At 70.2% G+C, this 26600-nt stretch carries 22 protein-coding genes and 6 tRNA genes; 5 read left to right on the top strand and 23 right to left on the bottom strand.

Annotation, left to right across the window (positions count from 1 at the left end; translation table 11 throughout):
- Window positions 1-223 precede the first annotated feature (223 nt).
- Together K8638_RS17450 and K8638_RS17445 are read left to right on the top strand one after the other, a co-directional pair.
- A complete protein-coding gene (locus tag K8638_RS17450; RefSeq protein WP_223755654.1) occupies window positions 224-823 on the top strand; it encodes an RNA polymerase sigma factor in 600 nt (199 codons plus the stop codon).
- Window positions 810-2579, top strand: a complete 1770-nt coding sequence (locus K8638_RS17445; protein ID WP_223755653.1) for a FecR domain-containing protein — start codon at window positions 810-812, stop codon at window positions 2577-2579. The genes K8638_RS17450 and K8638_RS17445 overlap by 14 nt, the downstream gene beginning before the upstream one ends.
- A 6-nt stretch (window positions 2580-2585) precedes the next feature.
- Here the strand turns inward: K8638_RS17445 and K8638_RS17440 are convergent, their stop codons facing one another.
- Entirely contained in the window at window positions 2586-3773 is a 1188-nt protein-coding gene (locus K8638_RS17440) for a tRNA-uridine aminocarboxypropyltransferase (protein ID WP_223755652.1), read from the bottom strand.
- Between the two features lie 170 nt (window positions 3774-3943).
- Between K8638_RS17440 and K8638_RS17435 the strand changes: the two genes are divergently transcribed.
- Complete coding sequence (locus K8638_RS17435; RefSeq protein WP_223755651.1) at window positions 3944-4708, top strand: 16S rRNA (uracil(1498)-N(3))-methyltransferase; 765 nt, start codon at window positions 3944-3946, stop codon at window positions 4706-4708.
- 34 nt (window positions 4709-4742) lie between these two features.
- Window positions 4743-6287, top strand: a complete 1545-nt coding sequence (locus K8638_RS17430) for an aminopeptidase P family protein (RefSeq protein ID WP_223755650.1) — start codon at window positions 4743-4745, stop codon at window positions 6285-6287.
- A 3-nt stretch (window positions 6288-6290) separates the two neighbouring features.
- On the opposite strand, the gene K8638_RS17425 is transcribed toward K8638_RS17430, so the two are convergent.
- From K8638_RS17425 to K8638_RS17355, 15 genes are all read right to left on the bottom strand, one after another.
- Window positions 6291-7739, bottom strand: a complete 1449-nt coding sequence (locus K8638_RS17425) for a DUF2914 domain-containing protein (RefSeq protein WP_223755649.1) — start codon at window positions 7737-7739, stop codon at window positions 6291-6293.
- Window positions 7740-7824: 85 nt separating this feature from the next.
- Complete coding sequence (gene grxD / locus K8638_RS17420) at window positions 7825-8145, bottom strand: Grx4 family monothiol glutaredoxin (protein WP_223755648.1); 321 nt, start codon at window positions 8143-8145, stop codon at window positions 7825-7827.
- A 14-nt stretch (window positions 8146-8159) separates the two neighbouring features.
- The gene (locus K8638_RS17415; protein ID WP_206720857.1) at window positions 8160-8417 is read right to left on the bottom strand and encodes a BolA family protein; all 258 of its coding nucleotides are present in this window, start codon (window positions 8415-8417) and stop codon (window positions 8160-8162) included.
- A complete protein-coding gene (locus K8638_RS17410) occupies window positions 8417-8962 on the bottom strand; it encodes a YqgE/AlgH family protein (RefSeq protein WP_223755647.1) in 546 nt (181 codons plus the stop codon). Before K8638_RS17410 ends, K8638_RS17415 begins: the two co-directional genes overlap by 1 nt.
- Window positions 8963-9027: 65 nt before the next feature.
- Entirely contained in the window at window positions 9028-9489 is a 462-nt protein-coding gene (locus K8638_RS17405) for a response regulator (RefSeq protein ID WP_223755646.1), read from the bottom strand.
- A 102-nt stretch (window positions 9490-9591) separates the two neighbouring features.
- Window positions 9592-10404 carry an ABC transporter permease gene (locus K8638_RS17400; protein ID WP_223755645.1) on the bottom strand — a complete coding sequence of 271 codons (813 nt, stop codon included), beginning with the start codon at window positions 10402-10404 and terminating at the stop codon, window positions 9592-9594.
- A 94-nt stretch (window positions 10405-10498) separates the two neighbouring features.
- Window positions 10499-11383: an ABC transporter permease subunit gene (locus tag K8638_RS17395; protein WP_223755644.1), complete on the bottom strand. Its 885-nt coding sequence runs from the start codon at window positions 11381-11383 to the stop codon at window positions 10499-10501.
- A gap of 91 nt (window positions 11384-11474) precedes the next feature.
- Window positions 11475-13064: a peptide ABC transporter substrate-binding protein gene (locus tag K8638_RS17390; RefSeq protein ID WP_223755722.1), complete on the bottom strand. Its 1590-nt coding sequence runs from the start codon at window positions 13062-13064 to the stop codon at window positions 11475-11477.
- A gap of 268 nt (window positions 13065-13332) precedes the next feature.
- Entirely contained in the window at window positions 13333-15792 is a 2460-nt protein-coding gene (gene lon, locus K8638_RS17385) for an endopeptidase La (RefSeq protein WP_223755643.1), read from the bottom strand.
- Window positions 15793-15990: 198 nt separating this feature from the next.
- Window positions 15991-18060 carry a prolyl oligopeptidase family protein gene (locus K8638_RS17380; RefSeq protein ID WP_223755642.1) on the bottom strand — a complete coding sequence of 690 codons (2070 nt, stop codon included), beginning with the start codon at window positions 18058-18060 and terminating at the stop codon, window positions 15991-15993.
- A 304-nt stretch (window positions 18061-18364) separates the two neighbouring features.
- Window positions 18365-19642: an ATP-dependent Clp protease ATP-binding subunit ClpX gene (clpX, locus tag K8638_RS17375; RefSeq protein ID WP_223755641.1), complete on the bottom strand. Its 1278-nt coding sequence runs from the start codon at window positions 19640-19642 to the stop codon at window positions 18365-18367.
- A gap of 218 nt (window positions 19643-19860) precedes the next feature.
- On the bottom strand, window positions 19861-20481 hold the full coding sequence (clpP, locus tag K8638_RS17370) for an ATP-dependent Clp endopeptidase proteolytic subunit ClpP (RefSeq protein WP_169344207.1): 621 nt from the start codon (window positions 20479-20481) through the stop codon (window positions 19861-19863).
- Between the two features lie 40 nt (window positions 20482-20521).
- Window positions 20522-21799, bottom strand: a complete 1278-nt coding sequence (tig, locus tag K8638_RS17365) for a trigger factor (RefSeq protein WP_223755640.1) — start codon at window positions 21797-21799, stop codon at window positions 20522-20524.
- A 99-nt stretch (window positions 21800-21898) separates the two neighbouring features.
- Window positions 21899-21980 (bottom strand) — tRNA-Leu (locus K8638_RS17360).
- Between the two features lie 102 nt (window positions 21981-22082).
- Window positions 22083-22155, bottom strand: a tRNA-Lys gene (locus K8638_RS17355).
- Between the two features lie 409 nt (window positions 22156-22564).
- Between K8638_RS17355 and bet the strand changes: the two genes are divergently transcribed.
- Complete coding sequence (bet, locus tag K8638_RS17350; protein WP_223755639.1) at window positions 22565-23749, top strand: phage recombination protein Bet; 1185 nt, start codon at window positions 22565-22567, stop codon at window positions 23747-23749.
- Between the two features lie 102 nt (window positions 23750-23851).
- Here the strand turns inward: bet and K8638_RS17345 are convergent.
- The 7 genes from K8638_RS17345 to K8638_RS17315 form a co-directional block, all read right to left on the bottom strand.
- Window positions 23852-23925: transfer RNA gene (locus tag K8638_RS17345), tRNA-Arg, on the bottom strand.
- A 24-nt stretch (window positions 23926-23949) separates the two neighbouring features.
- Window positions 23950-24023: transfer RNA gene (locus K8638_RS17340), tRNA-His, on the bottom strand.
- A gap of 93 nt (window positions 24024-24116) precedes the next feature.
- A tRNA-Arg gene (locus K8638_RS17335) sits at window positions 24117-24193 on the bottom strand.
- Window positions 24194-24230: 37 nt separating this feature from the next.
- Window positions 24231-24304, bottom strand: a tRNA-Pro gene (locus K8638_RS17330).
- A 69-nt stretch (window positions 24305-24373) separates the two neighbouring features.
- Window positions 24374-24964 (bottom strand): RdgB/HAM1 family non-canonical purine NTP pyrophosphatase, encoded by a 591-nt coding sequence (gene rdgB, locus K8638_RS17325; protein WP_223755638.1) that lies wholly within the window; start codon window positions 24962-24964, stop codon window positions 24374-24376.
- A complete protein-coding gene (gene rph, locus K8638_RS17320) occupies window positions 24961-25674 on the bottom strand; it encodes a ribonuclease PH (RefSeq protein WP_223755637.1) in 714 nt (237 codons plus the stop codon). The genes rdgB and rph overlap by 4 nt, the downstream gene beginning before the upstream one ends.
- Before the next feature lie 98 nt (window positions 25675-25772).
- Window positions 25773-26582: an N-acetylmuramoyl-L-alanine amidase gene (locus K8638_RS17315; RefSeq protein ID WP_223755636.1), complete on the bottom strand. Its 810-nt coding sequence runs from the start codon at window positions 26580-26582 to the stop codon at window positions 25773-25775.
- Window positions 26583-26600: the final 18 nt, after the last annotated feature.

The raw sequence follows: 26600 nt of genomic DNA, 5'->3' as shown, positions 1-26600 counted from the left end.
GGCGTGACGGCTGATCAAAAATAATTTTTGATCGTCTTCCGTCGCCGCGGCGACCCAGGGGCACGGAGGTAGTGTGCTGGCCTGGACTTTACCCATGTACGGCGGGGCGCTCCTGAGTGGGGCCGGCTCGTTGCGTGTCCCCGAGGGAGAGGCCCCGGTGTTGCTCCGTGGAGTCCGCTCATTGGTGGAAGGTCCCGCGTCCGGGGAGCGCCAGGAACGGGACGTGCCCGCGCCTCCGTCCGCGGATGAGACGCGGCTCCACCTGCTGGTCCGCCGCGTCCAGGAAGGCGACCTCTCCGCCTTCGACCAGCTCTACGCCCTCACCCGGACGGACGCCGCGCGCACCCTGCGCCATCTGGTGGGCAACCGGGTGGAGGTGGAGGACCTCCTCCAGGAGACGTACCTGCGGCTGCTGACGGCGGTGAAGAGCTACCGGGGCGAGTCGCGCTTCCGGACGTTCCTCTACCGGGTGTGCGCCAATGTCGCGCTGTCGCACCTGCGCTGGAAGCGGCGGCGGCCGGAGGACTCGTTCGCGGAGCCGCCGGACACGGAGGCGCTGGGGGAGGACCCGGAGCGCGCCGCCGCGCGGCGCCAGGCGGCCCGGCTGGTGGAGCTGGCGCTGGAGCGGCTCAAGCCGAAGAAGCGCATCGTCTTCGTGTACTACGAGCTGTGCGGGATGAGCCCGGACGAAATCGCCGAGTCCGTGGGAAGCTCGGTCAATACTGTCCGCAGCCGCCTGCACCATGCGCGGCTGGAGTTCAACGAGGCCATGCAGCGACTGCTCACCACCCGTCCCCCTGGAGGCCCCCATGGCATGCCATGAGGCCCAGGCGCTTTGGGCGCTCGCCGCTGACGAGCTGCCGGCGGGAGACCGGGCGCGCGTGGAGACTCATGTGGCCGGGTGCGCGGCGTGCGCGCTCGAGCTGGAGCGGGTGAAGCAGTCTCGAGAGGTGCTGCACGAGGCTCGCGCGGTGACGCCGGACGTGCGCTGGGAGGCGGTGGACGCGAGGCTCCGGTCCGCCGCGGCCCGGCACATGACGAAGGCGGCGCCCAGGGCCCGGCTGCCATGGGCGCTGGCGCTCGCGGGAGCGTGCGCGGCGATGCTCGGCTTCTGGATGTTGCGGACGCCGGAGGTCGCGCCGGTGGCGCCCGTGGTGGCGGAGGGGCCGGCGGAGCCGGTGCGCGAGGACTCCGCGGGCGGCGCGGCCACCGCGCACGCGGAGCTTGTCGCGGGCGGCGCCCTGGATGCGGCGGCCACCGCACGGGCGGAGAGCGTCGAGGGCGGCGCCCTGGATGCGGCGGCCACCGCACGGGTGGAGAGCGCTGCGGGCGGCGCCCTGGATGCGGCGGCCACCGCACGTGCGGAGAGCGCCGCGGGCGCGGTGTTGCGGGAGGCGGGGGGCTCGGAGCGCGCGCTGCGGGCAGGCACGCACCTTCGCTCGGGCGTGGCGGTCCGGACGCCCGCGAGCTCCACGGCGCTGCTGCGGCTGCCGGACGCGAGCCGCGTGCGGCTGTCGGCGGGCTCGGAGGTGGAGCTGTCCCGGGCGGAGGCGCGTGACGTTCACCTGACGGTGCGGCAGGGCCGTCTGTCCGTGCAGGCCTCCCATGCGGAGCGGCGCGGGTTTCTCGTGGAGGCCGCGGGCCTGCGCGTGTCCGTGGTGGGCACCGTCTTCACGGTGGAGCGGACGGAGCGCGGCGCCGCGGTGGCCGTGGCGGAAGGACGGGTGCGGGTGGAGGTGGAGGGACAACCCGCGCGGCTGGTGAGCGCCGGAGAGCGGGTGGAGCTGGACGCGAAGGAGCGGACGCTGAAGCACCAGCCGGTGTCCGCGCCCGACCAGCGGGCTTTCGAGGAGCTGAACGCGCCCGAGCCGGCGCCGGGTGACACGGTGCCCATGGTCTCGACCGCGCCGGATACCGAGGCCAGCACGGTACAGGCGGTGGCCCGGGCACCGCAGGCCCCCTCCGCGGTAAAGCCCGCGGTCGCCACGGCCGTGCCCGCGAGGGAGCACCGGTCTCAGGTGGCATCGGCGGCGCTACGCACTCCGGCCCCGAGGGAGCCCACCACACAGCCGGTGGAGCCCCCCGCTCCCGCGCAGGCCATGGGCACGGTGCCCTCGGCCGCGTCGGTGGCGGTGGCCGCCGCGCCAGCCCTCACGGAGCCGGACCAGGAGTTCGCGCCCTACCCCGCGGAGTCCGTGACGAAGCAGCTGCCCCCGAAGACGGCCCCGGCGCCGGAGCCCCAGCCGCCCGTCGCGGTGGCGGAGCGGCCGGTGAAGGAGAAGCAGAAGGAGCCGCTGATTCCGATGGCGCTGCTGTCGAAGGACGCGGACGAGCGGTTCCTCGGGTACGCGCGGCTGCAGCTGAACCGCCGCACGTGCGAGGGCTACCTGGTGGGACTGGAGGAGATTGCCCAGAAGAGCCCGCGAGCGAAGCACCGCGAGCAGGCGCGCTACCTGCGCGCACGCTGCTTCGAGGAGAAGCTCCAGCCGCAGGCGGCGCAGGGCGAGTACCGCCAGTACCTCAACGAGTTCCCCCGGGGCCGCTACGTGCACGAGGCCCGGACCGCGCTGCTGCCCTGACCGCGCTCAGCCGCCCGTACCGGTGCGAGGCAGCTTCCGCGGCGGCTCCGTGGCATTGCCGCGCGCCACCAGCTCGCGCACCACGGACTCCAGCGCGCGGATGCGCCGGCCCGCGCGTCCGGGGGCCCACAGGGGCAGGTCCGGTCCCTTCAGCAGCTCCATGGCCTGCTCCACCCCACCCGCCTTGCCCTTCAGCGCGCGCGCCGTGGCCAGCCGCACGTTGCTTGCCGGCCGGCGGGTGACACCGCCCGCCCACAGCAGGTCCAGCGCGAAGGTGGTCCACACCGCCAGCTCGTCGCCCGGGCGGAGGAACGCCTCGAAGCGCGCCAGCGCCTGCGTCCGCGGCTCCCCCGCGAGCAGCACCTCCTCGGGCAGCTCCACGTGCAGCGGGGTGCTGCGCGCCAGCGGGAGCTCGGGAGCGATGACGGCCTCGAAGCGCTCGCCCGTGGCCGGGCGGCAGGCCACCGCGTGCACCAGCTCGGAGGGAATGTCCGTTCCGGACGGGTGCGCGTTGGCCTCGCCATAGAAGAGGACGAGGTTCTCGAAGCGCTCGGCCAGCGCGCGCAGCTCCAGCGGCGGACGCCACGGGCCGAAGTAGATGCGGCGGCGGTTGGGCGACGTCCGCGTCGACTGCCGCTCCAGCTGCGTGTCCACCATGTACTCGAAGGCGCGGAGAATGGTGTCGAAGCGCGCCGTGTCGCCCTCCAGGATGCCGAGGATTTCCACCACGGCCTCGATGGTGGAGACGCAGTGGTCGGCGGGCTCGGAGCGGATGCGGTAGTTGCTCGGGCGTCGAGGCACGAAGCCGATGCGCGGCAGCCCGGCGAGCACGGGGTTGCGGGTGACGATCTTCCTCGCCTGGGGCCAGGTGCCGTCCACGACGATGAGCGTCTCGGGTGGGCGCTCGCGGGCCTGCTCCACGGAGATGGCGTCCTCTCCCGGGAAGAGCACGGCCACCGACTCGGGACGGGCCGCCAGTTCCTCCAGGCGCGGGTGGCCGGTGAAGTCCACGCCCTCGTGCAGCTCGGAGTTGCTCAGCGCCAGGTGCGCCATGCGCGCGGTGCCAATGGCTACGCGCCGCTCACGTGGGTGCTGGAGGAAGACGACGCGAGTCTGGGTCTCCAACCGGGGCGGCAGTTGCGCGCAGTAGCACGCGCTCTCGGGACGGCGGCAGCGAAGGCACAGGTTACGCACAGTCCGGCTTTACGGCACGCTCCCGGGCGGGGCAAGCACTGCCGATGGGCCGGGTGGCGCCCGGCCAGGGAGACAGGCCTTACGCCAGGCTCCTCCCTTTCCCGAGGACACCGGGCCTGCGAACCGAAGATGTCCTCCCTCGCCGCCGGGTGACGGAGTACACAAGCCCCGTGAACCTGCTGCTGCTCTTCGATGAGGACTTCCTCCCGGACGGCACCGCCCGCCTCACCGGGCGCCGTGCCTGGCACGCGCGCGAGGTGCTCCGCGCCGAGCCCGGCGAGGCCCTGCGCGTGGGCCGGCTCGGCGGCCTCACCGGCACCGGCGAGGTGCTGGAGAACAGCGCCGGCGTGCTCCACCTGCGCGTCTCGCTCACCGAGCCCCCGCCCCCACGCGCGGGCGTGGACCTGCTGCTCGCCATCCCCCGCCCCAAGGCGCTGAAGAAGGTGCTGCCCGCGGTGGCCTCGCTCGGCGTGGACCGGGTGGTGCTCGTCAACGCGGCCCGCGTCGAGAAGAGCTACTTTGACTCCAAAGTGCTCGACGACGCCTTCGTCCGCGAGCTGCTCCTCCAGGGGCTGGAGCAGGCGCGTGACACGCACCTGCCGGAGGTCCTCGTCCGCGAGCGCTTCCGCCCCTTCGTCGAGGACGAGGCGGACACCCTCTTCGGCCCCGAGTCCGTCCGGCTGCTCCCCCACCCTCCCGCCCGGCAGTCGCTGCGCGCGACGGGCGCGGACACGGCCGAGCGCGTGGTGCTGGCCATCGGCCCGGACGGAGGCTGGGTGCCTTTTGAGGCGCAACTTCTGGAGGCCCACGGCTTCCGCCCCTTCTCCCTGGGCCCGCGCATCCTCCGGGTGGAGACGGCGGTGCCCGTGCTGCTGGGGCAGGTCGCGCTTCTGCGGGAAGACACCGCTGCGCGTCATGAACCAACTCGGGCTTGAAGGGCCGCCGGGCGCTGTTCAAGAGTCACACGCCATGGCCACCACCACCCCTTCCGCCCCCGCCCCCGCCGACGGCACCGCGCAGCCCGCCGTGGGTGAGCAGCAGCCCCTCGTCACCTCGGAGCCGCAGGCTCCCCAGGCCGCGCCCGCGAAGCCCGCGAGCCACGACACGGTGCCGCCGCCGGCGCTGCTCGACTTCATGATGAAGCGCTGGAAGCCCGGCGCGCGGAAGCTGCCGCCGAAGCTCAAGCACGCCGCCACCTTCCGTGCCCGCCGCAAGGCGCTCTCCAAGCTGTTCCCCGGCGAGACGCTCATCATCGCCACCGGCCACGAGAAGGTGCGCGCCAACGACACCTACTACCGCTTCCGGCCGGGCAGCGACTTCTACTACCTCACCGGCAACACCGAGCCGGACTGCGTCCTCGTCCTCCAGCCCAAGGAGGGCGGCGGCCACACGGACCTCCTCTTCGTGGAGCCCAACCCGGGCCGCAGTGACGCCACCTTCTTCACGGACCGCGTGAAGGGCGAGCTGTGGGTGGGCCCGCGCCTGGGTGTGCCGGAGAGCAAGGCCCGCTACGGCGTGGACGAGGCGCGCGGCCTCGACACGCTGAAGGACTACCTCTCCGGCCTCAGCGGCGAGGTGAGCCGCCCCACGCGCGTGCTGCGCGGCTACTCGCCCAGGGTGGACACCGCGGTGCCCGAGGGTGGAGAGCGCGACAAGGCCCTGGCCCAGGCGCTGTCGGAGATGCGGCTGCTCAAGGACGAGCAGGAGCTGCGCGAGCTGCAGGCCTCCATCGACGCCACCCAGCGCGGCTTCGAGGACGTCATCCGCGGCCTCAAGACGGCGAAGACGGAGCGCTACGTGGAGGGCATCTTCAACCTCCGCGCCCGCGTGGAAGGAAACGACGTGGGCTACGGCACCATCGCCGCCAGCGGCTCGCACGCCTGCGTGCTGCACTGGACGCGCAACGACGGCCCGCTGGTGCCCGGCGAGCTGCTGCTCCTCGACGCGGGCGTGGAGGGCCACACCCTCTACACCGCCGACGTCACCCGCACGCTGCCCATCTCCGGGAAGTTCTCCAAGGAGCAGCGCGAAATCTACGAGCTGGTCCTGGAGGCGCAGGAGCAGGCCATCAAGGCCGTGAAGCCGGGCAACGACTTCATGGAGCCCAACCGCGTGGCCATGCGCGTGCTGGCGCAAGGGCTGGAGGCCCTGGGCATCCTCGAGGACGCGAAGGAAGCGCTCAAGGACGAGCACCAGTTCTACAAGCGCTACTCGCTCCACAACGTCAGCCACATGCTGGGCCTGGACGTGCATGACTGCGCCCAGGCGCGGCAGGAGGCGTACAAGTACGGCAAGCTCCAGCCGGGCATGGTGCTGACGGTGGAGCCCGGCCTGTACTTCCAGACGGACGACCTCTCCGTGCCGCGGCGCTACCGCGGCATCGGCGTGCGCATCGAGGACGACGTCGTCGTCACCGCGCGCGGCTGCAAGGTCCTCTCCGGGAAGATTCCGCGCACCGTCAAGGACGTGGAGGCCTGGATGAAGTCCGTGTGGAAGGCCTCCAAGAAGAAGTAGCCGCTACGGCGCCGTACCGGACGCGGCCTCCGGCGGGGCGGGCTCCGTGCCCGTCGCGCCGGGCGCGGGGGCGCCGGCCTTCGGCGCGGCCTCGCCCGGCTTCGCTGTCGTCTTGCGAGTCTTCTCCCACTCCTCCAGCGCCAGAGGGTTGACCTCCTTCAGCGTGGAGACCTCCACCGTGTACTCGCGGGGCTCGGTGCGCTCGCTCGGCCCGGCGGAGAAGTTGAGGCGGTGGATTTCGTGCCCGTCCTCCGTCTCCAGCACCACGCGCCAGTCACCGGGCTTCAGGTTGGACGTGGTGGCGTAGTAGCGGTAGCCGCCGTCCGTGCCGTTGCTGCTCACGTTGGCCATGAAGCCGTTGCCATACGTCGTCCAGCCCTTCTCCGGGTGGTCGTAGTACCAGCGCACGCGCACCTTGTACGGCGCGAAGCCCTTGGGCGCGAAGATGCGGAAGAAGTAGTAGGGCTTGTCGCCCGGCTGCATCACGAAGTCCGGGCCGAACCACGTCCACGGCTTGTACCAGACGCTCTCGTCCACCGTGGACAGGTGGTACACGCCGGGGCTCACCCGCTCCACCTTGTGGTAGATGCCCGCGAACTGCACGGCCACCGGCAGCGGCGGAATCACGCCCACCAGGTACAGCACCAGCAGCGCGGCCTGCACGCCGAAGCCGGGAATGGCCACGTTGCGGACGAGGAACTCCACGTCCGGGCGCCAGCGCTCGATGAGGCGCATCAGCCCGAAGACGCTGGCGCTGCCCAGGGCCACCGCGAGCAGGAACACCCAGAAGCCCATGCGGCCAATCACCACCGGCAGCAGGCAGGCGAAGTACAGCGTCACACACAGGCTGAGCAGCACCACGCGGATGACGGGCCCCACCTGGCGGAAGCGCGGCAGCTCGTTGGCCACCAGCAGGGCGAAGAGGCCCACCACGAACAGGTAGGGCATGAAGCCCGACGTGGCCTTGAACAGCAGCAGCATGAAGACGCTGAGCAGGCTGCCGAAGAAGAAGTGGACGGCGTCCTCGCGCCAGCGCCACACCTTCGCCAGGAACCTCGGCGGCTCGGCGCCGTCCGGGAAGCGCTGCTCCAGCAGCAGCAGCGACGTCAGGATGACGAGGTACGCGAAGCTCTGCACCAGCGTCAGCGTGTCGTCGATGCGGCTGAGCGAGACGATGTCGTAGATGAAGCCGCCGAAGAAGAAGAGCGCCATCTCCCACTTCTCGTGGCGGGTGCGGAACTCCTGCACCTTCTCCATGAGGGTGGGCGTCTTCGCCGTGGCCACCAGGTCATCCGGGTCCACCGGGGGCGCGGTGGCCGGGAGCGCGGTGTCGTTCAGCGCGACGGCGGCGTTCGTGGCGACGGGGACATGGCCGGAGGCGGCCGGGGCTCCCGGCGCTTCGACGGACTCGTCCTTCTTCTCGGGGGTGTTGGGCTGTGTAGCGGTGACCACGGCGGTTCCTTCCGGGCAGCGGCGGCCCATTCTAGCCGCTGCGGGGGGAGGCGGTCTCCCCCTCCCCCACCGCCCGGAGACCGCCTCAGGCCGGGGACTTGCCGGCGACCAGGTCCGCCAGCTCACCGCGCTCGGCCAGCTCCATCAGGATGTCGGAGCCGCCGATGAACTGCCCGTTGATGAAGACCTGCGGAATGGTGGGCCAGTTCGTGAAGTCCTTGATTCCCTGGCGCACCTCGGGGTCCGCCAGCACGTCCACCGTGTGGACCTCGCCGTAGGGCTGCAGGAGCTGCAGCGCCCGCGCGGAGAAGCCGCACTGTGGGAAGAGGGCATTGCCCTTCATGAAGAGGACAATCTTGTGCGACTGGGTCTCCTTCTCCAGCCGGGCCTTGAGCTCAGGGGTCATGACGGCGTCTCCTTCTAGCGCGGCCCGAGCTTCTGCCACTGCTCGGGCGAATAGGTCTTGAGTGCCAGGGCGTGCAGCTCGCCCGTCTTCAGCCACTGCTGCAGTGGCGCGTAGACGAGCTGGTGCTGCTGCACCATGGGCTTGCCCGCGAAGGCGGGACTCACCACGCGGGCCTCGAAATGGTCTCCCGTCCCGGTGGTGTCTCTCACCTCCACCTCGGAGCCCGGCAGGGCCTCCAGGATGCGGGCCCGGACGAAGTCGGCGTCGAGCATCAGTTCATTCCCCTTCCCGTCACCAGCATGGCCGGGTCCACGCCCATGCCACGCAACGTGGTCTCCCACAACTTCGCGGGCTCCTGGCCCAGCACCGCCTCGGCGGTGGCGTCCGCGAACAGCCAGGAACCTTCTGCAATCTCGTTCTCGAGCTGCTTGGGGCCCCAGCCCGCGTAGCCCAGGCAGAAGCGCAGGCGCGGCGTGGGGTTCTCCAGGAGCGGCCCCAGCGCGTCCAGCGTCACGCTGAGGAACAGGCCGGGTACCACCGGGTGCTTCTCCAGCAGCTCCGCGTCGTCATGGAGGACGAAGCCCCGCTGGGGCTCCACCGGGCCTCCCACGAAGACGGGCTGCCCCTCGCGCTCCTTGGCGATGCCCATGTCCTGGCCGCGCGCCAGCTCACCGAGCGTCAGGGGCGCCCCCCGGTTGATGACGAGCCCCATGGAGCCCGTCTCACCGTGCTCAATCATCAGGATGACCGAGCGGTAGAAGTTCGGGTCCCCGAGCCGGGGCATGGCCAGCAGGAATCCGGGAGCGAGGGTCTTCACGAGAACAGCATCAACCGTTCGAGGTGACGGCGCAACCGGAACCCGCCCCCGGTACGCCGGTACGCTCAGTGCCAGCTCGTGTGCTTGGACTGGAGCGCCTCGGCGAGCTTCTCGGGGTTGAGCGGCTTGCCGATGAAGAGGTCCGCGCCCAGGCCCTTGCACTTGCGAGCCATGGCCGCGTCGCTCATCGCGCTCACGCCGATGAGCACCGCCTGCGGGAAGCGCTCGCGCAGCCGTGACATCAGCGTGGTGCCGCTGCGGCCGGGCAGGAAGACGTCGACGATGGCGGCGTCCATGCGCTTGTTGCGTACGGCGAACTCGGCCTCCTCGGCGCTGCCCACCGGCAGCGGCTCGTAGCCCCAGCCCGCCAGCAGCTCCACCAGGATTTCCCGGTGCGCCGGGTCATCCTCCACCACCAGCACGGCGCCTCGCACGGGCTCGAGCTTCAGCTCGTCGGCGCGCTCGGTGCGCTCCTCGCGGTCGTGTCCGGTGGCGATGGGAAGCTCTTCGGTGGTGGGCAGGGACATGAAGGCACCGGTGGGCAAAAGGTTTCCGTGTGATGGAAACCCACCTCCCAACGTTGGGAATTCCACGGAAGGGCGGTGCTTCTCCCACCCTCGCGGTGCCTCTCAGGCGGGCCGGCGCGGCGCCGCCGAGAGCGCCTGGGAGGCGAGCGAGGCACCGAGCACCAGCAGCACCAGCAGCGCCCACGCGGGCAGCACCACGCGGCCGCCGCCCTCGTAGATGAGGGCGGCGTAGCTGGTGCCCAGGTAGCGGCCCAGGGACATGGGCTCCATGCGGGCGATGCCGAAGAAGCTCACGGTGGACTCGGTGAGGATGGCGGCCGGCAGGCGGCTGAGGAACACCGCCAGCGCGAAGGGGCGCAGGGCGGGCCACAGGTGGACACGCAGGAGGTGTGCACCGCTCCCGCCGAGCGCCCGGGCGGCCGCCACGTACTCCTGCGCTTCGAGGGTGGCCAGCCGGTTGCGGAACATGCGCGCGGGGCCGGCCCAGCCCACCAGCGCCAGCGAGGCCACCATGAGGCCGAAGGGGCCCAGCCCGCCCACCTGCCCCGCGTCCGACAGGGACTGGCCCGCGAGCTGGAGCACCATCACCACGAGCACGTCCGGCAGCGCGAAGACGGCGTCCACCGCGCGCAGAAGGAGCTGCTCCACGGTGCCACCGGACAGGCGCGCCACGGCGGCCACGGTGAGGCCGATGAGCGTGGACAGCGCGCCCGCGGCCAGCCCCACGGCGAGGGAGACCCATAGCCCGCCGAAGGCCAGCTCGCACACGGTGCGGTCGGGACGTGTGGGGTCCATGCCCAGCGGGCAGGTGCTGGAGAGCACCTCCGGGAAGAGGCGCCCCGCCACGAGGCTGAGCAGGCCCAGGCCCACGAGGAGCACCAGACCGAAGCGGGCGCGCGGAGGAATGCGGCTCATGGCGCGGCCTCCTCGGAGCGCCGGTGCGACGAACAGCGGCAACCCACGCCCGCGGCCTCACATAGCGACACGTCGGCGCAAACGGAGGGGCGGCTCATGCTGTGGCCTCCCGGGAGCGCGGGTCCACCACGTAGCGCAGCACCTCCACCGCGAGGCTCACGATGACGAGCAGCGAGGCGAAGGTGGTGGTGGCCACCACGACGACGGCCACCTGCTTGTTGAGCACCGCCAGCACGTAGAGCTGACCGAAGTAAGGCAGGCCGAAGACGCGCTCCGCGGCGAACGAGCCGGCCAGCAGCGAGGTGGCCACCGGCCCCACGGCGTCCAGCAGCGCGGGCCACACGTTGGGCAGCACGTGGCGGCGGAGCACCGTGCCCTGCGCCAGGCCCTTGCCCAGCGCGGTGCGCACGTAGTCGCGGGACAGCTCCGTCTCCAGCGAGTCCCCCACCAGCGTGCCCAGGAAGATGCCGGGCCACACCGACGTGACGAGCGCCGCGCACAGCTCCGGCAGCATGTTGCCGCGCTCCACCACCGCGGGTGCCAGCAGCAGCGCGGGGATGAAGACGGGCGTGCCGAACGCCACCGCCGGTACCGCGTCGCCCAGCGCCGCCCAGCGCCCCTTGCGCCACCGCGTGCGCAGCAGCGCGAAGCCCAGCGCCCACGCCAGCGCGAGCGGCAGCGCCATCAGCCCCACGCCCACGCTGCCGGAGAGCTTCAAGAGCAGCTCGTCGCCGGTGATGCCCTGGGCGCTCGTGCCCAGCCGCTCGCCACGGAAGAGCTTCTCCCAGGGGCGCAGGAAGCCCAGCGGCTCGCCAATGCCCAGGTCCCGCTGGTACGACGCGGCCAGCTCCTTCGACACCTGGCGCTTCGCATCCGTTTCCGTGGTGAGCGGCAGCGCGGCCATGAGGAAGTACGAGGCCACCGCCACCACGGGCACCAGCACCAACTGCCGCGCCAGCCGCTGCGTCACCGCGCTCATGGCGTCACCTCGGGGAAGTCATGCCGCCACGGCTCGCGCGAGGCGATGAGGACGCACGGGGCCACCGCACGTCGGCCGCACCGTCCCCACTTCATCGCGTCACCCCGGCCCGGACTTCCGCCGCGTCCGGCGCCAGCCGTAGCGCGCGCAGGGCGAGGAAGTTGAACGGGTCCACGTCCAGCCCGCGCAGCCGAGCCCGGGCGCGGAAGTAGCGGTCCGGATGGTAGATGGGCGCAATCACGGCCTGCTCGCCCACCAGTACCTCCTGGGCCTGGGCATACAGCGCGCGAGCCTTCGCCTCGTCTGGCTCTCCGTCCCCTGCCTCCAGCAGCCGCTCGAAGCGGGCCATGGGTTCGCCTCCCGCCTGCGTCTCCCAGCCCGTCTGGTGGTTGCCCTCGCGCTCGAAGAGCGTGAAGAAGGTATTGGGGTGCGCGTAGTCCCCGCCCAGACGGCGCAGATACAGGTCATACACACGAGGCCCCTGCTCCGAGCGCCGGGAAATCTCCGCGGAGAAATCCGAGCGCGCCTCCAGCACCACCGTCACGCCCACCTTCGCGAGCTGCGCGGCCACGCGCTCGGCGATGGCCACCTCCGGCAGGAACCCGTCGCCCTGCCGGTAGACGAGCCGCAGCGGCCGTTCCAGCCCCGGCACGCCGGTCAGCTCCGCCCGCGCTGCCTCCGGAGCGAAGCGCGGCAGGCGCGCGGCCTCCTCGGGCGTGGCGGCCCCTGGCAGCTCCGGCGGCAGCAGCACGTTGGACGGGCGGGCCGCCGGCAGGAGCCCCGCCACCAGCGCCTCCCGGTCCAGCGCCTTCGACAGCGCGCGCCGCACCTCGGGCCGGTCCAGCGGGGGCCGCTCCGTGTTGAAGGCGAGGAAGTACGTGGACAGCAGCGGCTCGCGCTGCAGGTCCTCCGGCCGGCTCACGCGCAGCGCCGCGGCGCTGTCCATGAAGACGAAGTCCACCCGGCCGCGCTCGTACAGCGCCGGGCCTATCTCCGACTTCATCAGGGTCAGCACGGGCGCGGGCGTCTCGCCGGGCGCCATCGGCGGCGGGAAGGCCGTGGCCGGGTTGTAGACCAGCCGCACGCGCTCTCCGGCGCGGTCCCACCGCTCCACCCGGTACGGCCCCAGCGCCAGCGGGCGCCCGTCGCGAGGCCGGTCGAAGTAGTCGCGGACCTCCTCGTCGGACTTCCCCTCCAGGTCCGCCGCGGGCGCGGGGTAGAAGATGTAGACGTTGGCCACGCGGGCCAGGAAGTAGCTGCGGGGCCGGGCCAGCGTCACCCGCAGGGTGTGCGCGTCCACGGCCTCCACGCCCACGCGCTCCAGCGCCGCGCGAATCTCTGCTTCCGGGGCACCGCGCTCCTGGGCGGCCAGCGCCTCGGCAGCGCCCGCCAGGTCCGCCATCTCGCCGCGCTCACGCCCGCGCAGCGCGCGCCGCCAGCCCACGACGAAGTCGCGCGCGGTGAGCGGCGAGCCGTCCGACCAGCGCACATCCCGCCGCAGGTGGAACGTGTAGACCTCGCGTCCCTGGGCATCCACGGCGCGCTCCCAGCGCTCGGCCAGCCCGGGACGCACGGAGTAGTCCGCGCCCAGCTCCGTGAGGCCGCGCTGGGTGGCCAGCATCACCGGGTAGTTCGCCCAGCTCTCCGGGTCCGAGTGGCTCCAGTCCAGCGTGGTGGGCATGGTCGGCACCACCACCTTCACGCCCGGGTCCGGCTGGAAGCCACATGGGCCGCAGGCCGAGGCCGCCAGGGCCAGCAGGAGGAACGTCCACCGGAGTCGAGCGCGCGAAGCCACCGGACCGCGTTGTACCCCGAAGCGCGCCACCCCCGAAAAGGAGAAGCCAGGACCCCGGCGACCTCGGTCGTCCGGCATCCTGGCTTCTCGTCAGCTCGGTGGCCCCTCCCCGTCCGGGGAGGGAGCCTTCATTTCAGCGGGGCACGCCCGGAAGCTATGCCGGAGCCGGGGCCGGAGCGGTGGCCGGCAGCTCCGCCGCGGGCACCGCCTTCGCGCCGTCGGTGGACAGCGGCTTGCGGCCGAACTCCTCCGGCTTCTCCAGCACCAGCGCCTCGCGGAGCACGTCGTCCACGAACTCCACCGGGACGATGCGCAGCTGCTTGCGAATCTTCAGCGGGATGTCCTTCAGGTCCTTCTTGTTGGCCTTCGGGATGAGGACCGTCTTGATGCCCGCCCGGTGCGCGGCCAGCGTCTTCTCCTTCAGGCCGCCAATGGGGAGCACCCGTCCACGCAGGGTGATTTCGCCCGTCATCGCCACGTCGCGGCGGATGAGGGTGCGCGTGAGCGCGCTCACCAGCGCCGTGCAGATGGTGACGCCCGCGGAGGGGCCGTCCTTCGGAATCGCGCCCTCCGGCAGGTGGACGTGGATGTCGAAGTTCTCGAACGCCTTCCGGTCGATGCCGAACCGGTCGGCGCGGCTGCGCACGTACGACATGGCCGCCTGCGCGGACTCCTGCATCACCTCGCCCAGCTTGCCGGTGATGATGAGCTTGCCCTTGCCCGGCATCACCGTGGCCTCGGTGGTGAGGATTTCACCGCCCAGCTCCGTCCACGCCAGGCCGGTGACGATGCCCACCTGGTCCTCGCTCTCCGCCACGCCGTAGCGGAACCGAGGCGTGCCGAGGAACTTCATCGCCGTCTTCCGGTCCACGTCGATGTCCCGCTTGCCGTTCTTCAGCACGTCGCGGGCAATCTTCCGGAACACGCCGCCAATCTCACGCTCCAGCGAGCGCACGCCCGACTCGCGCGTGTAGCGGTGGATGATGGTCTTCAGCGCCTCGTTGCTGATGTCCACCTTGATGTCCGACAGCCCGTTGGCCTCCTGCTCCTTCGGGATGAGGTAGCGCCGCGCGATGGAGAGCTTCTCCGGCTCCGTGTAGCCGGCGATGCGAATCACCTCCATGCGGTCCTGGAGCGGACCGGGGATGTTGTGCATCGTGTTCGCGGTGCAGATGAACATCACCTTGGACAGGTCGTAGTCGAGGTCCAGGTAGTGGTCGTTGAAGTTGTGGTTCTGCTCGGGGTCCAGCACCTCCAGCAGCGCCGCGCTCGGATCGCCACGGAAGTCGGTGGACATCTTGTCGATTTCGTCGAGCAGGAAGACGGGGTTGTTGCTGCCCGCCTTCTTCAGCGACTGGATGAGCTTGCCCGGCATCGCGCCGATGTACGTGCGCCGGTGGCCGCGAATCTCCGCCTCGTCACGCACGCCGCCCAGCGACAGGCGCACGAACTTGCGGCCGGTGGCCCGGGCAATCGAGCGCGCCAGCGACGTCTTGCCCACGCCCGGGGGCCCCACGAAGCACAGCACGGGGCCCTTGAGCTTCTTCACCAGCTGCTGCACCGCCAGGTACTCGAGGATGCGCTCCTTCGGCTTCTTCAGGCCGTAGTGGTCCTCGTTGAGCACCCGCTCCGCCTCGGAGACGTCCAGGCGGTCCTGCGTCTCGTCGTACCAGGGCAGGCTGATGATCCAGTCGATGTAGTTGCGGACGACGGTGGCCTCGGCGCTCATCGGGCTCATCATCCGGAGCTTCTTCAGCTCCTTCTTGACCTTGAGCGTGGCCTCCTTGCTCATCCGCTTGTTCTTCAGCTTCTCTTCAATCTCCTGGATTTCGTTCTTGAACTCGTCGCGCTCACCCAGCTCCTTCTGAATGGCCTGCATCTGCTCATTCAGGTAGTACTCCTTCTGGGTCTTCTCCATCTGCTTCTTGACGCGCGTGCGGATCTTCTTCTCCACCTGGAGAATCTCGATCTCACCCTGCATCAGCTCGTAGAGCTTCTCCAGGCGCTTGGCCGGGGACTCCGTCTCGAGCAGGGCCTGCTTGTCGTTCAGCTTGAGGGAGAGGTGCGCGACGATGGTGTCCGCCAGGCGCGCCGGGTCGTCGATGCTCGCCACCTGCATGAGCATCTCGGGGGGAATGCGCTTGTTGAGCTTGACGAAGGCCTCGAACACGGAGTGGACGCTGCGAACGAGCGCCTCCAGCTCCACGCTCTTCTCCGTCTGCTCCTCGACCTCCTCCACTTCCACCATGAAGAAGGCGTCGTTGGGGTGGAACTTCTTCACCCGGGCGCGGCGCACGCCTTCCACCAGCACCTTCACCGTGCCGTCCGGCAGGGGGAGGAGCTGGATGACGTGGCCCAGCGTACCGAAGTGGAAGATGTCGTCCGGGGTGGGGTCGTTCGTCTTGGCCTTCTTCTGCGCAGCCAGCAGGATGACGGCCTTGTCGTCCGGCCCCTTGTGCGCCATCGCGTCCTTCAACGCCGCGATGGACTTCTCCCGGCCGACGAACAGCGGCACCACCATGTGCGGGAACACGATGATGTCCCGAAGGGGCAAGAGCGGGACGGTGAGTCCCCGCTTCTGGGCTTCCTTCTTGTCGTCACGTCCGAAGAACATGTATCCGCCACCTGCAGGCCCACCTTGACAGCAGGCCATTGAAGAGTTGCCCGTCCGCCCGCCCGGCAGGCGCGCACACGGGGTGAAGCACGTCTATAACACGGCGATTTCGCGAGCCGTTCCCCGGGACAAGATTGGGGAACGGCCTCGTGCCATCAAGGGAACACCCCTGGCTCACTCGGGTGTCCGCCCGGGGTGTCAGCGGCCCTGCGCCGCCACCCCACCCTGGCGCATCTCCACCTCCAGCGTCTGGAAGAGGAACGCGTACAGGTCCGCGCTGGACTCAATATTCTTGGCCACCTGGTCCGCGCCACCATGACCGGCGTTCATTTCGATGCGCAGCAGCACGGGTGAGGGGTTGCCAGGCGCGTTCTGCATGGCCGCCACGAACTTGCGGGCGTGCATGGGGTCCACGCGGTCGTCGTGGTCCGCGGACATCATCAGCAGCGCGGGGTAGCGCACGTCCGCCCGCACGCGGTGGTAGGGCGAGTAGGCGTGCAGCGTCGGGAAGTCCTCGCCCTTCTCCGCCGAGCCGTACTCCGGAATCCACGTCCGGCCGCTGCCGAAGAGGTGGTAGCGCACCATGTCCAGCAGGGGCACGGCGCACACCACCGCGCCGTACAGCTCCGGGCGCTGCGTCATGGCCGCGCCCACCAGCAGGCCGCCGTTGCTGCCGCCGTGGATGGCCAGCCGCCGGGGCTGGGTGTACTTCTCGCGGACGAGGTACTCGGCCGCCGCGTGGAAGTCGTCGAAGACGTTCTGCTTGCGGTGCAGGCGGCCGGCCTCGTGCCAGTCCTTCCCGTACTCACCACCGCCGCGCAGGTTGGCCACCGCGTAGACGCCGCCGGCGTCCAGCCAGGGCAGGATGCTCCCCCGGAAGACGGGCTCCATGCTCACGTTGAAGCCGCCGTACCCGTACAGCAGCGTGGGCGCGGCGCCGTCGCGCTTCAGGTCCTTGCGGTGCACCAGGAACATGGGCACCCGCGTGCCGTCCTTCGACGTGTAGAAGACCTGCTGTGTCGTGTACAGGGACGGGTCCATGGGCAGCTCCACCCGGGCCCACTCCTCCGTCTTCCCGCTGGCGACGGACGTCTTGAAGACGAGCCGCGGCGTGGTGAAGGAGGTGAAGACGAAGTACGCCTCGTCCTCGTCCTCCAGACCCACCAGGTTGGAGGCGGCGCCCACGCTCGGAAGCGGCACGGTGCGCACGGGCTGGCCCTTCAGCGTGGCCACGCGCACCTCGGTGGTGGCGTCCTTGAGGTACTCCAGCGCCAGGTGCCCGCCGACGATGTTGACGCCCTGGAGCGAGGCCACCTTGTCCTCGGGGACGATTTCCTTCCACGCGGCGCGCTCGGGCTTCGCCGGGTCCACCTCGAAGACACGCTGGCGCGGAGCGCCCTCGTCCGTGGTGACGTAGAAGCGGTCCTTCCACGCGTTGACGCTGTACTTCGCGCCCTGGCCCTTCACCAGCAGGCGGAAGTCCTTCTCACCCGGCCGCTTCCAGTAGACGTCGTTCTCGCTCCAGCCGCGGATGACGTAGACGAAGAGGTACCTGCCGTCCCGGCTCAAGTCGGACTGGAGGAAGGTGGTGGGGTCCCCGGTGCGCGGGTGCACCAGCGCGTCGTCCTTCGGGTCCGTGCCCAGCTTGTGGAAGCGGATGGTGGTGTAGCCCGGCCGCGCGTCCACGGGGATGCTGGGGTCCGTGGGCAGCCACTCGTAGTAGAAGCCCTTGCTGTCCGGCGTCCACCGGGGCGAGGCGTACTTGGCGCCCTCGATGACGTCCACCTTGGACCACTCGCCGGAGTCCACGTCCATGACGTGCAGCACCGCCTCGTCCGCGGCGTTGGGCTTCTGGGCGAAGACGAGCTTCTTGCCGTCCCACGACGGCGCCCACGTCCCCATGGACACGGTGCCGTCCTTGCTCCAGGTGTTCGGGTCCAGCAACACCTTCTCCGCGCCCTTCTCACCCTCGCGCCAGTAGAGGACGGCCTTCTCCTTGTCCTTGTGGGTGCGGATGTAGAAGTACCGGCCGCCCCGGCGGGCCGGCGGGGAGATGGAGTCCACGTAGAACAGCTCCGTGAAGCGCCGCACGAGCGCGTCGCGGCCCGGCATCTTCGCCAGCTGCCCGCGCGCCAGCGCGTCCTGCGCCTTCATCCACTCCTGGACCTCGGGGGCCTTCTCCTGCTCCAGCCAGCGGTACGGGTCCGCCACCTGCACGCCGTGAAGCGTGTCCACCACCTGCTCCGCCCGGGTCGCCGGGTAAACCATTCGCGAGGACTCCTGTGGTTGGGGAGGCGCCGCGGACGCGGACGCCGGAAGCTCCTCCCGCGCCGCCTCCTTCGGGGTGGCGCACGCGGCGAGGGACAGCAGGGCTGGGACGAGCAGCTTTCTCATGGGGGCCCAGCACATACAGAAAGGGCCCCGGCCGTCCCACAAAAAGTGCGGTGGGGCGGCAAGGCTCGCTCCCCTCCCAACGCGCGGGGCGCGCCGGAGCCTGCTCATGGCTCCGTGACGCGCCCCGTCAACACTCCATCCGCCCCAGGCCCCGCTCGGGGCGGGGCGGGCGGTGGCCTCAGGCGGATTCCTTCTTCACCTCGGCTTCCTTCTCGTGGGCGTGGAGGACGACAGGCTCGCTCTTCTTGAGGATGACCTCCTCGGAGATGAGCACCTCGCGGGCCGTCTTGCGGGACGGGATTTCGTACATCACGTCCAGCATGGCCGATTCGAGGATGGAGCGCAGGCCACGGGCACCCGCCTTGCGGCGGATGGCCTCCTGGGCGATGGCCTTGAGCGCGCCGTCGGTGAACTTGAGGGTGACGCCGTCCAGCTCGAAGAGCTTGCGGTACTGCTTGGTGAGCGCGTTCTTCGGCTGGTTGAGGATGTTGATGAGCGCCGGCTCGTCCAGCTCCTCCAGCGCGGTGATGATGGGCAGGCGGCCGATGAACTCCGGAATCATGCCGAACTTCAGCAGGTCCTCCGGCTCCACGTGCTTGAGCAGCTCCGTGAGGTTGCGCTGCTTCTTGGACTGGATGTCCGCGCCAAAGCCCAGGCTGCGCCCGCCCAGCCGCCGCTCGATGACCTGCTCCAGCCCGCCGAAGGCGCCGCCGCAGATGAAGAGGATGTTGGTGGTGTCCACCTGCAGGAACTCCTGCTGCGGGTGCTTGCGGCCGCCCTTGGGCGGGACGTTGGCCACCGTGCCCTCGATGATTTTCAGCAGGGCCTGCTGCACGCCCTCGCCGCTGACGTCGCGGGTGATGGAGGGGTTCTCCGACTTGCGGGCAATCTTGTCGATTTCGTCGATGTAGACGATGCCGCGCTGCGCCCGCTCGATGTCGTGGTCGGCCGCCTGGAGCAGGTTGACGATGATGTTCTCCACGTCCTCGCCCACGTAGCCGGCCTCGGTGAGGCACGTGGCGTCCGCGATGGTGAAGGGGACGTTGAGGATGCGCGCCAGCGTCTGCGCCAGCAGCGTCTTGCCGCTACCGGTGGGGCCCAGCAGGAGGATGTTGCTCTTCTGGAGCTCCACGTCCTCCATGGCGACCTTGGACTCGATGCGCTTGTAGTGGTTGTGCACCGCCACCGACAGCGTCTTCTTCGCGCGCTCCTGGCCGATGACGTACTCGTCCAGCACGGCCTTGATTTCCGAAGGCCGGGGGATGCGCAGCTTGGTGTCCTTGGTCTCCTCGCGGTCAATCTCCTCCGCGATGATGTCGTTGCACAGCCCGATGCACTCGTCGCAGATGTAGACCGTCGGCCCCGCGATGAGCTTCTTCACCTCCTTCTGCGACTTGCCGCAGAAGGAGCAGCAGAGGGTCTGGTTGTCTCGCTTCTCCACGTTCTTACCCGCCATTGAATCCCTCGCTGCGCCCGAAAAGGCCCCACGCCTGGTAAACGCCCCTACCCCTGCCTCTGGTCCAATCTAGTCAGCCCCTGTCCGGAACGTCCACGCGCCTTCCAGGTACTTAACAGGGGGGCCCTCACGACGCAGAAAGCAGAAAGCCGGAGCCGCGGGTGCGAATTCCCGCGACTCCGGCCGCCAACCGAGGCCCCGGGGCCCCGGAAACCCGACTACTTCTTCTCTTCCTTGCCCAGCCCCACGACCTTCCGGGGGCTCTGGATTTCGTCGATGATGCCGTAGGCCTTCGCCTCGGTCGCGCCCATGAAGTAGTCGCGATCCGTGTCCTTCTCGACCCGCTCGATGGACTGCCCGGTGTGCTTGACGATGAGCTCGTTGAGCTTCGCCTTCATCCGGAGGATTTCCTTGGCCTGGATTTCGATGTCCGTGGCCTGGCCGCGCACACCGCCGAGCGGCTGGTGAATCATGATGCGGCTGGAGGGCAGCGAGTAGCGCTTGCCCTTCGCCCCGGCGAGCAGGAGGACGGCCCCCATGGAGGCCGCCTGCCCCACGCAGATGGTGGACACCGGACACTTCAGGTACTGCATGGTGTCGTAGATGGCGAGGCCCGCCGTCACGGAGCCACCGGGCGAGTTGACGTAGAGGTTGATGTCCTTGTCCGGGTCCTCCGACTCCAGGAAGAGGAGCTGGGCGACGATGACGTTGGCCACGTCATCGTCGATTTCGGTGCCCAGCATGACGATGCGGTCCTTCAGGAGCCGGCTGTAGATGTCGTACGAGCGCTCACCGCGGTGGGTCTGCTCGATGACGTAGGGAACGGGCATGAAGGGCATGTCGACCTCTAGGAGGAACCGGAAGCTCGGAAGATGAACCTCACGAATACTTCGCCCGGCTCCTCAGGAATTCAATCGTCTTTTCCTCCCTCAGTCGGAGAGACAACCCGAGGCGCTCGTCCGGACCCTTGAAGTAGCGCTGCACCGCGGCCACGGGCTGGCCGGCCTCGTTGGCGAGCTGCTCAATCCGGGCGTCCACGTCCGCGTCGGAGGCCTGGATGCCCTCCTTCTGGGCGATGGCCTCGAACAGCAGCGTGCCCTTCACCTCCTGGAGGGCCTTCTCGCGCATGTCCTCGCGCAGGCGGTTGAAGTCCAGGTTGAGGCGGCTGGGGTCCACGCCCTGGCGCTGGAGCTGCTGCAGGGCGCCGCGCAGCATGGAGTCCATGGCGCGCTCCACCATGGCGCGGGGCACCTCGAACGCGTTGCGCTCGATGAGGGCCTTCATCAGGGCCTCGCGCTCCTCGCCCTCCACCTGGGCCTTCTTCGCCCGCTCCATGTCGGTGCGCATCTTGCCGCGCAGTTCGTCCAGCGACTGGGCGATGCCCGTCTCCTTGGCGAACTCGTCGTTGAGCTCGGGGACGATTTCCTTCTTCAGCTCCTTGACGGTGATGTGGAAGCGCGCCGTCTTCCCGCGCACCTCCTCCACCCGGTAGTCCTGGGGGAAGGCGTAGTCGATGTCCTTGGACTCGCCCACCTTCACGCCCTCCAGGGCGGCAATCTTGGACTCGACCAGCTCACCGGGGGCCACCTGGACGCTGATGCCCTGGGCCTTGCTGCCGGTGAACGGCTGGCCGTCCACGGTGGCCTCGAAGTCCACGGTGACGTAGTCGCCGGAGGCCGCGGTGTCGCGGTCCGCCACGGGCTCCAGACGGCCGAGCGAGCTGCGCATGCGCTCGAGCTGCTCGTTGATCTGCTCGTCGGTGATGGTGGTGTCGGACTTCGCCAGGGGCAGCTCCTGGTAGTCCTTCGGCTCCACCCTGGGCTTCACCTCCACCCGCGCCTCGAAGGTGAAGGGAGCGTCCGCCTTGAGGCCGGAGTTGGTCACCTGGGGATTGGCGACGACGTCCACCTTGTGCTCGCGGATGGCCTCCACGTACGCGGACTGGACGACGCGCTGGATGACCTCGTCCTCGACCTGGTCGCGGAAGCGCTGCTCCAGGATGCGGCGGGGCACCTTGCCCTGACGGAAGCCAGGCAGCCGGACCTGCTGGCCGAGCCTGGAGTACGCGCGGTTGAGCTCCTCCGCCACGCGGGAGTTCTCGACCTCGATGGAGAGCTTCTTCTCGATGGGAGAGAGCTCCTCGACCTGGACCTTCATGCGGGCCTCGCTCGCCGCCTCGGACACACGTCCCGGACGGCGCGAAGAAAAGTGGGACGTGCGCCTTTAGGGGATAGGCACGAGCGGGTCAACGCGAAATGGGCGAGGAGGGACTCGAACCCTCACACCTTGCGGTACCAGATCCTAAGTCTGGCGCGTCTACCAGTTTCGCCACCCGCCCGGGTGCGCCGACGCCGCGTACCGTCTTACCGCGAAACGTCCGGTGGACGGCAGAGCCCGGAAAAAGAAACGGGGCCCCTCCATTTCTGGAGGAGCCCCGGAGTGAGAGCGGAGGGAATCGAACCCACAACCTATGGATTAAGAGTCCATTGCTCTGCCAATTGAGCTACGCTCCCGGCACTGCCCCGGTCCGTCGCCAGCGCGACGTCCAGGTGGCGGCGGTAACTACAGAAGCCCGCCCGTGCTGTCAAAAAGTATTTTCGGGCCCCCCTTCATTCCCGCCCACGAAGCTGTGACGCCCGCGCAGGCCGGCGCCTGACGCCGGTCCGCCCGCCCGGCGGCCAGCCCCCGGAACGGCTCCACGCGCGGGTGAAGCAGGCGCCCCCCACGGATGTTCAACAGGGCCACGGCACGCTTTTCGTCCCGGCTCCACTGTGCGTGGAGCGTAAGCCGCACTCCGGGACACGAGGCGGGCGAAGGGATTCGTGGGCACTCATGCCGCATGAGGGTGCGCCGCCGCGGCACCCAGGCGGGCGGACGGAGGTCGTCCGCCCTTTTCGCGAAGGACGTATGCAGGAGACGACAGTGACGGAAGCCAACACCCACCAGAAGGCGGACGGCGCGGCGACGGCCCAGGGCCCCCAGCAGGGCGGCTGGAGCCGGGAGCGCGTGGAACTGGTCAAGCGCACCATCTGCCCCAAGGGCATCAGCGACGACGAGTTCGCCCTCTTCATCGAGCAGTGCAAGCGCAGCGGACTGGACCCCCTGCTCAAGGAGGCCTTCTGCGTGGCGCGCCGGCAGAACGCCGGCAACCGCGAGCGGCCCAACTGGGTGACGAAGTACGAGTTCCAGCCCTCCGAGGCGGGCATGCTCGCCCGGGCGGAGCGCTTTCCGGACTTCCGGGGCATCCAGGCGTCCGCCGTATTCGCCGAGGACGAAATCATCGTGGACCAGGGCAAGGGCGAGGTGGTGCACCGCTTCAACCCGGCCAAGCGCAAGGGCGCGCTGGTGGGCGCCTGGGCGCGCGTGGTGCGCGACGGCAAGCTGCCGGTGGTGGTGTGGCTGGACTTCAGCGGCTACGTCCAGCAGACGCCGCTGTGGGCCAAGATTCCCACGACGATGATTGAGAAGTGCGCGCGCGTGGCGGCCCTGCGCAAGGCGTACCCGGAGGCCTTCGGCGGCCTGTACGTGCGCGAGGAGATGCCCGCCGAGGACTACGAGCCGCAGCAACCGCACGAGGAGCCTGGCCACGGCGGCGGCCCCTACGAGGTGCTGGGCGCGAAGCCCGGCCCGGTGAAGGCGTCCTTCCCCACGCTGGCGCCCACGCCTCCGGCCCCTCCGGCCCAGGAGGAGAGGCCCCGGGCCTCGGCGCAACCGCTCAACGTGGACATGCCGGTGCCCCCCGCTCCCGCGCGGGAGGTGGCGGTGGAGACCGAGCCCGCCAGCGCCCCCGGCGGGAAGAGCGTCCGGGCCCCGGAGCCCGCGGCGGAGAAGGAAGTCGTGGTGGAGGCGGTGGCGGCGCCGCGCCCGAAGCCGAGCGCCGTGGTGGTGGCGTTCGGCCCCTACAAGGGGCGGACGGCCTCCGAGCTCTCCGACGAGGAGCTGAGTGAGACCATCGACATGGCCAACGAGAAGCTGATGGAGCAGCCGAAGGCGCGCTGGGCCAAGGCGATGCGTGAGAATCTGGCCGCGCTGGAGGCGGAGACGGAGCTGCGCTGCCGCGTCCCCGCCAGCGCGCGCAATGGCAGCGGCGCGGCCCACGACGCCTGAGCCCGTCCGTCCGGAAGCCAGGGAAGTGAGGGGAGCGCCCCCGCCGCGAGGAGTGGCGGGGGCGTTTTCCGTTCCGGCCGCTCGACTCGGGAAGAGGAGGAGCGCGCTCGGAGGGACTTGAACCCCCAACCCCCGGGTTCGAAGCCCGGTGCTCTATCCAGTTGAGCTACGAGCGCAGCGAAACGGGGCGGGAAGAAGTGGGCGGCCAACCGGGATCGAACCGGTAACCTCCGGAGTCACAGTCCGGCGCTCTAACCAGTTGAGCTATGGCCGCCGTTACAGCGGGTACGGCGTTGAAGCGGCGGCTTCCCTATCGTGGAAACCGGGGCCGTTCAAGGCCCAAATTTTCCCGACACAGCAAGCAGGTTGGCGCCCCAGGCAGGACTCGAACCTGCGACCCCCGGCTTAGAAGGCCGGTGCTCTATCCAGCTGAGCTACTGGAGCTGGCCGGGCCGCCTGCTTCCAACTGCTTTACTTCAAGTCGGGGCGAGAGGATTTGAACCTCCGACCCCCTGCGCCCAAGGCAGGTGCGCTACCAGGCTGCGCTACGCCCCGAGAAGTAGAGTCCGGCATTGTTGAACCATTGCGAACGGACGCGCAAGGCCGACGTGCCTGACGGCCCGCCTAAAGTCCCAGCAGGTGGGGCCGCATCTTCCGGAAGGCCGCCCCCCGGTGCGACACCGCCGCCTTCTCCTCCGGCGTCAGCTCCGCCATGGACCGGTCCCTGTCCGAAAGGATGAAGACGGGGTCGTAGCCGAAGCCGTGGGTGCCGCGCGGGGCGTGGCCGATGCGGCCCTCGCACCGCCCCACCTCCACCCGCGCCTCGCCCCCGGGCCGCACCAGCGCCAGCGCGCACCGGAAGGACGCGGTGCGCTTGTCGTCCGGCACACCGGCCAGCGCGCCCAGCAGCTTCTCGTAGCGGGCCCGGTCATCCCCCGGCGCGTAGCGAGCGGAGTGCACCCCGGGCTCGCCGCCCAGCGCGTCCACGCAGAGGCCGGAGTCGTCCGCCAGCGTGGGCAGCCCGGTGGCGTCGGCATAGGCGCGGGCCTTCTTCACCGCGTTCTCCTCGAAGGTGGCGCCGTCCTCCACCGGCTCGGGCACCGGGGGCAGGTCCGCCAGGGACACCACCTCCACCGCGTCCCCCACCAGCTCGCGCAGCTCGCGCAGCTTGCCCTTGTTGGTGGTGGCGAAGAGCAGCCGGGGCTTCGCCGTCATCCCAGCACCTTGGCCTGCGCGGCGATGAGCTGCTGAATCGCGGCCAGCCCGCCGTCCACCATGGCGTCCAGTGTCTTGCGGTCGAAGAGCTGGTGCTCGGCCGTCCCCTGCAGCTCCACCATGCGGCCATCCGCAGTGGCCACGAGGTTCAGGTCCACGTCCGCGCTGGAGTCCTCGTCGTAGTCCAGGTCCACGCGCACCTCGCCGTTCACCACGCCCACGGACACGGCCGCCAGCGGCGTCAGCTTGGGCAGCTTGGAGATGGTGCCCGCCTTCTGGAGCGAGCGCAGCGCCAGCACCAGCGCCACGTAGGCCCCGGTGATGGAGGCGGTGCGCGTGCCGCCGTCCGCCTGGAGCACGTCGCAGTCCAGGGTGAGGGTGCGCGGCCCCAGGGTGGCCAGGTCCACCGCCGCGCGCAGGGAGCGGCCGATGAGGCGCTGGATTTCCATGGTGCGGCCCGTCTGCTTGCCCTTGGCGGACTCGCGCTGGTTTCGCGAGTGCGTGGCGCGGGGGAGCATGCCGTACTCGGCCGTCACCCAGCCGGTGCCCTTGCCCATCAGGTGCGGCGGCACGCGCTCCTCGGTGGAGCAGGTGACGAGCACCTTGGTGTGGCCGAACTCCACCTGCACGGAGCCCTCCGCGTAGCGGGAGACGTTGGGGGTGAGGACGACGGGGCGAAGGTCCAGCGGACCACGTTGGAAGGAACGCACGGCAGGCTCCTGGAAGATGGGATTGGGAGTGGGCGGCTTGGGCCCCTCTCTACCAGAGCCGCGCCAGACAGGTGGCGTCCAACGCCACCGGTGTGCACTCAGCGCGACACGGAGCCGGCCACCTCGGGGCCCCGGGCGGCATCGCGCCGGCGGGTCTCCTTGAGGAAGGCCAGCACGCCGTCTGAAATCGCCTCGGCCAGCTTCTCCTGGTACTCCGGGCGGCCCAGCTTCGCGCCCTCCTGGGGATGGGAGATGTAGCCCACCTCCACGAGGACGGCGGGGCACTCCACGCCGGAGAGGACGAAGAAGGGCGCCTGCTGCACGCCGCGGTCCGCCGCGCGGGTGGCGCGGATGAGGCGCGGGTGGATGGAGTACGCCAGCCGGGACGAGTCCGTATGCGCCTCCGTGCGCACCAGGTCCTGGAGGATGAAGGCCAGCGTGGAGTCACCCCGCGCGGCCCGGGACACCGGCGCCTCCGCGTTCTCCCGGTCCGCCACCGCGCGCGCGGCGTCGCCGGAGGCGTTGGCGGACAGGAAATACGTCTCGATGCCCTCGGTGCGCGCGCGCATCTTCCTGGTGGGCATGGAGTTGGCGTGGATGGAGATGAAGAGGTCCGCGCCGTGGTCGTTGGTCAGCTCCACGCGCTCGGTCAGCGACATCTGCGCGTCGCGCTCGCGGGTGAGGTACACCTCGCCGCCCGCCGCCTCCAGCCGCGCCCGCAGGCGCAGGGCAATCTGGAGCGCCACCTCCTTCTCCCGCAGCGAGCCCGGGCCCTTCGCGCCCTCCTGCGAGCCACCGTGGCCCGGGTCGAGGACGATGCGCGCGGGCCGCTCCGCCGCCCCGGCGGTGACGGGGACGAGGCAGAGCAGCGACAGGACGGCCAGGAGGGGGCGGTGCGGCGACGGCATGCTGGCGGGGAATGCTAG

The organism is Myxococcus sp. RHSTA-1-4 (assembly GCF_020037125.1).
Lineage (GTDB): Bacteria > Myxococcota > Myxococcia > Myxococcales > Myxococcaceae > Myxococcus.
The sequence above is the reverse complement of the archived record's forward strand: the minus strand, read 5'-3'. Positions and strand labels throughout refer to the sequence as shown.

Coding starts and splice junctions, on each gene's coding strand:
- K8638_RS17380 (WP_223755642.1), bottom strand. CDS start 18,060: ATGGTTTACCCGGCGACCCGGGCGGAGCAGGTGGTGGACACGCTTCAC.
- clpP (WP_169344207.1), bottom strand. CDS start 20,481: ATGCCCTTCATGCCCGTTCCCTACGTCATCGAGCAGACCCACCGCGGT.
- K8638_RS17400 (WP_223755645.1), bottom strand. CDS start 10,404: ATGAGCCGCATTCCTCCGCGCGCCCGCTTCGGTCTGGTGCTCCTCGTG.
- lon (WP_223755643.1), bottom strand. CDS start 15,792: ATGTTCTTCGGACGTGACGACAAGAAGGAAGCCCAGAAGCGGGGACTC.
- K8638_RS17315 (WP_223755636.1), bottom strand. CDS start 26,582: ATGCCGTCGCCGCACCGCCCCCTCCTGGCCGTCCTGTCGCTGCTCTGC.
- K8638_RS17430 (WP_223755650.1), top strand. CDS start 4,743: ATGGCCACCACCACCCCTTCCGCCCCCGCCCCCGCCGACGGCACCGCG.
- K8638_RS17405 (WP_223755646.1), bottom strand. CDS start 9,489: ATGTCCCTGCCCACCACCGAAGAGCTTCCCATCGCCACCGGACACGAC.
- K8638_RS17390 (WP_223755722.1), bottom strand. CDS start 13,064: ATGCCCACCACGCTGGACTGGAGCCACTCGGACCCGGAGAGCTGGGCG.
- K8638_RS17415 (WP_206720857.1), bottom strand. CDS start 8,417: ATGCTCGACGCCGACTTCGTCCGGGCCCGCATCCTGGAGGCCCTGCCG.
- K8638_RS17395 (WP_223755644.1), bottom strand. CDS start 11,383: ATGAGCGCGGTGACGCAGCGGCTGGCGCGGCAGTTGGTGCTGGTGCCC.
- K8638_RS17445 (WP_223755653.1), top strand. CDS start 810: ATGGCATGCCATGAGGCCCAGGCGCTTTGGGCGCTCGCCGCTGACGAG.
- tig (WP_223755640.1), bottom strand. CDS start 21,799: ATGAAGGTCCAGGTCGAGGAGCTCTCTCCCATCGAGAAGAAGCTCTCC.
- clpX (WP_223755641.1), bottom strand. CDS start 19,642: ATGGCGGGTAAGAACGTGGAGAAGCGAGACAACCAGACCCTCTGCTGC.
- rdgB (WP_223755638.1), bottom strand. CDS start 24,964: ATGACGGCGAAGCCCCGGCTGCTCTTCGCCACCACCAACAAGGGCAAG.
- grxD (WP_223755648.1), bottom strand. CDS start 8,145: ATGACCCCTGAGCTCAAGGCCCGGCTGGAGAAGGAGACCCAGTCGCAC.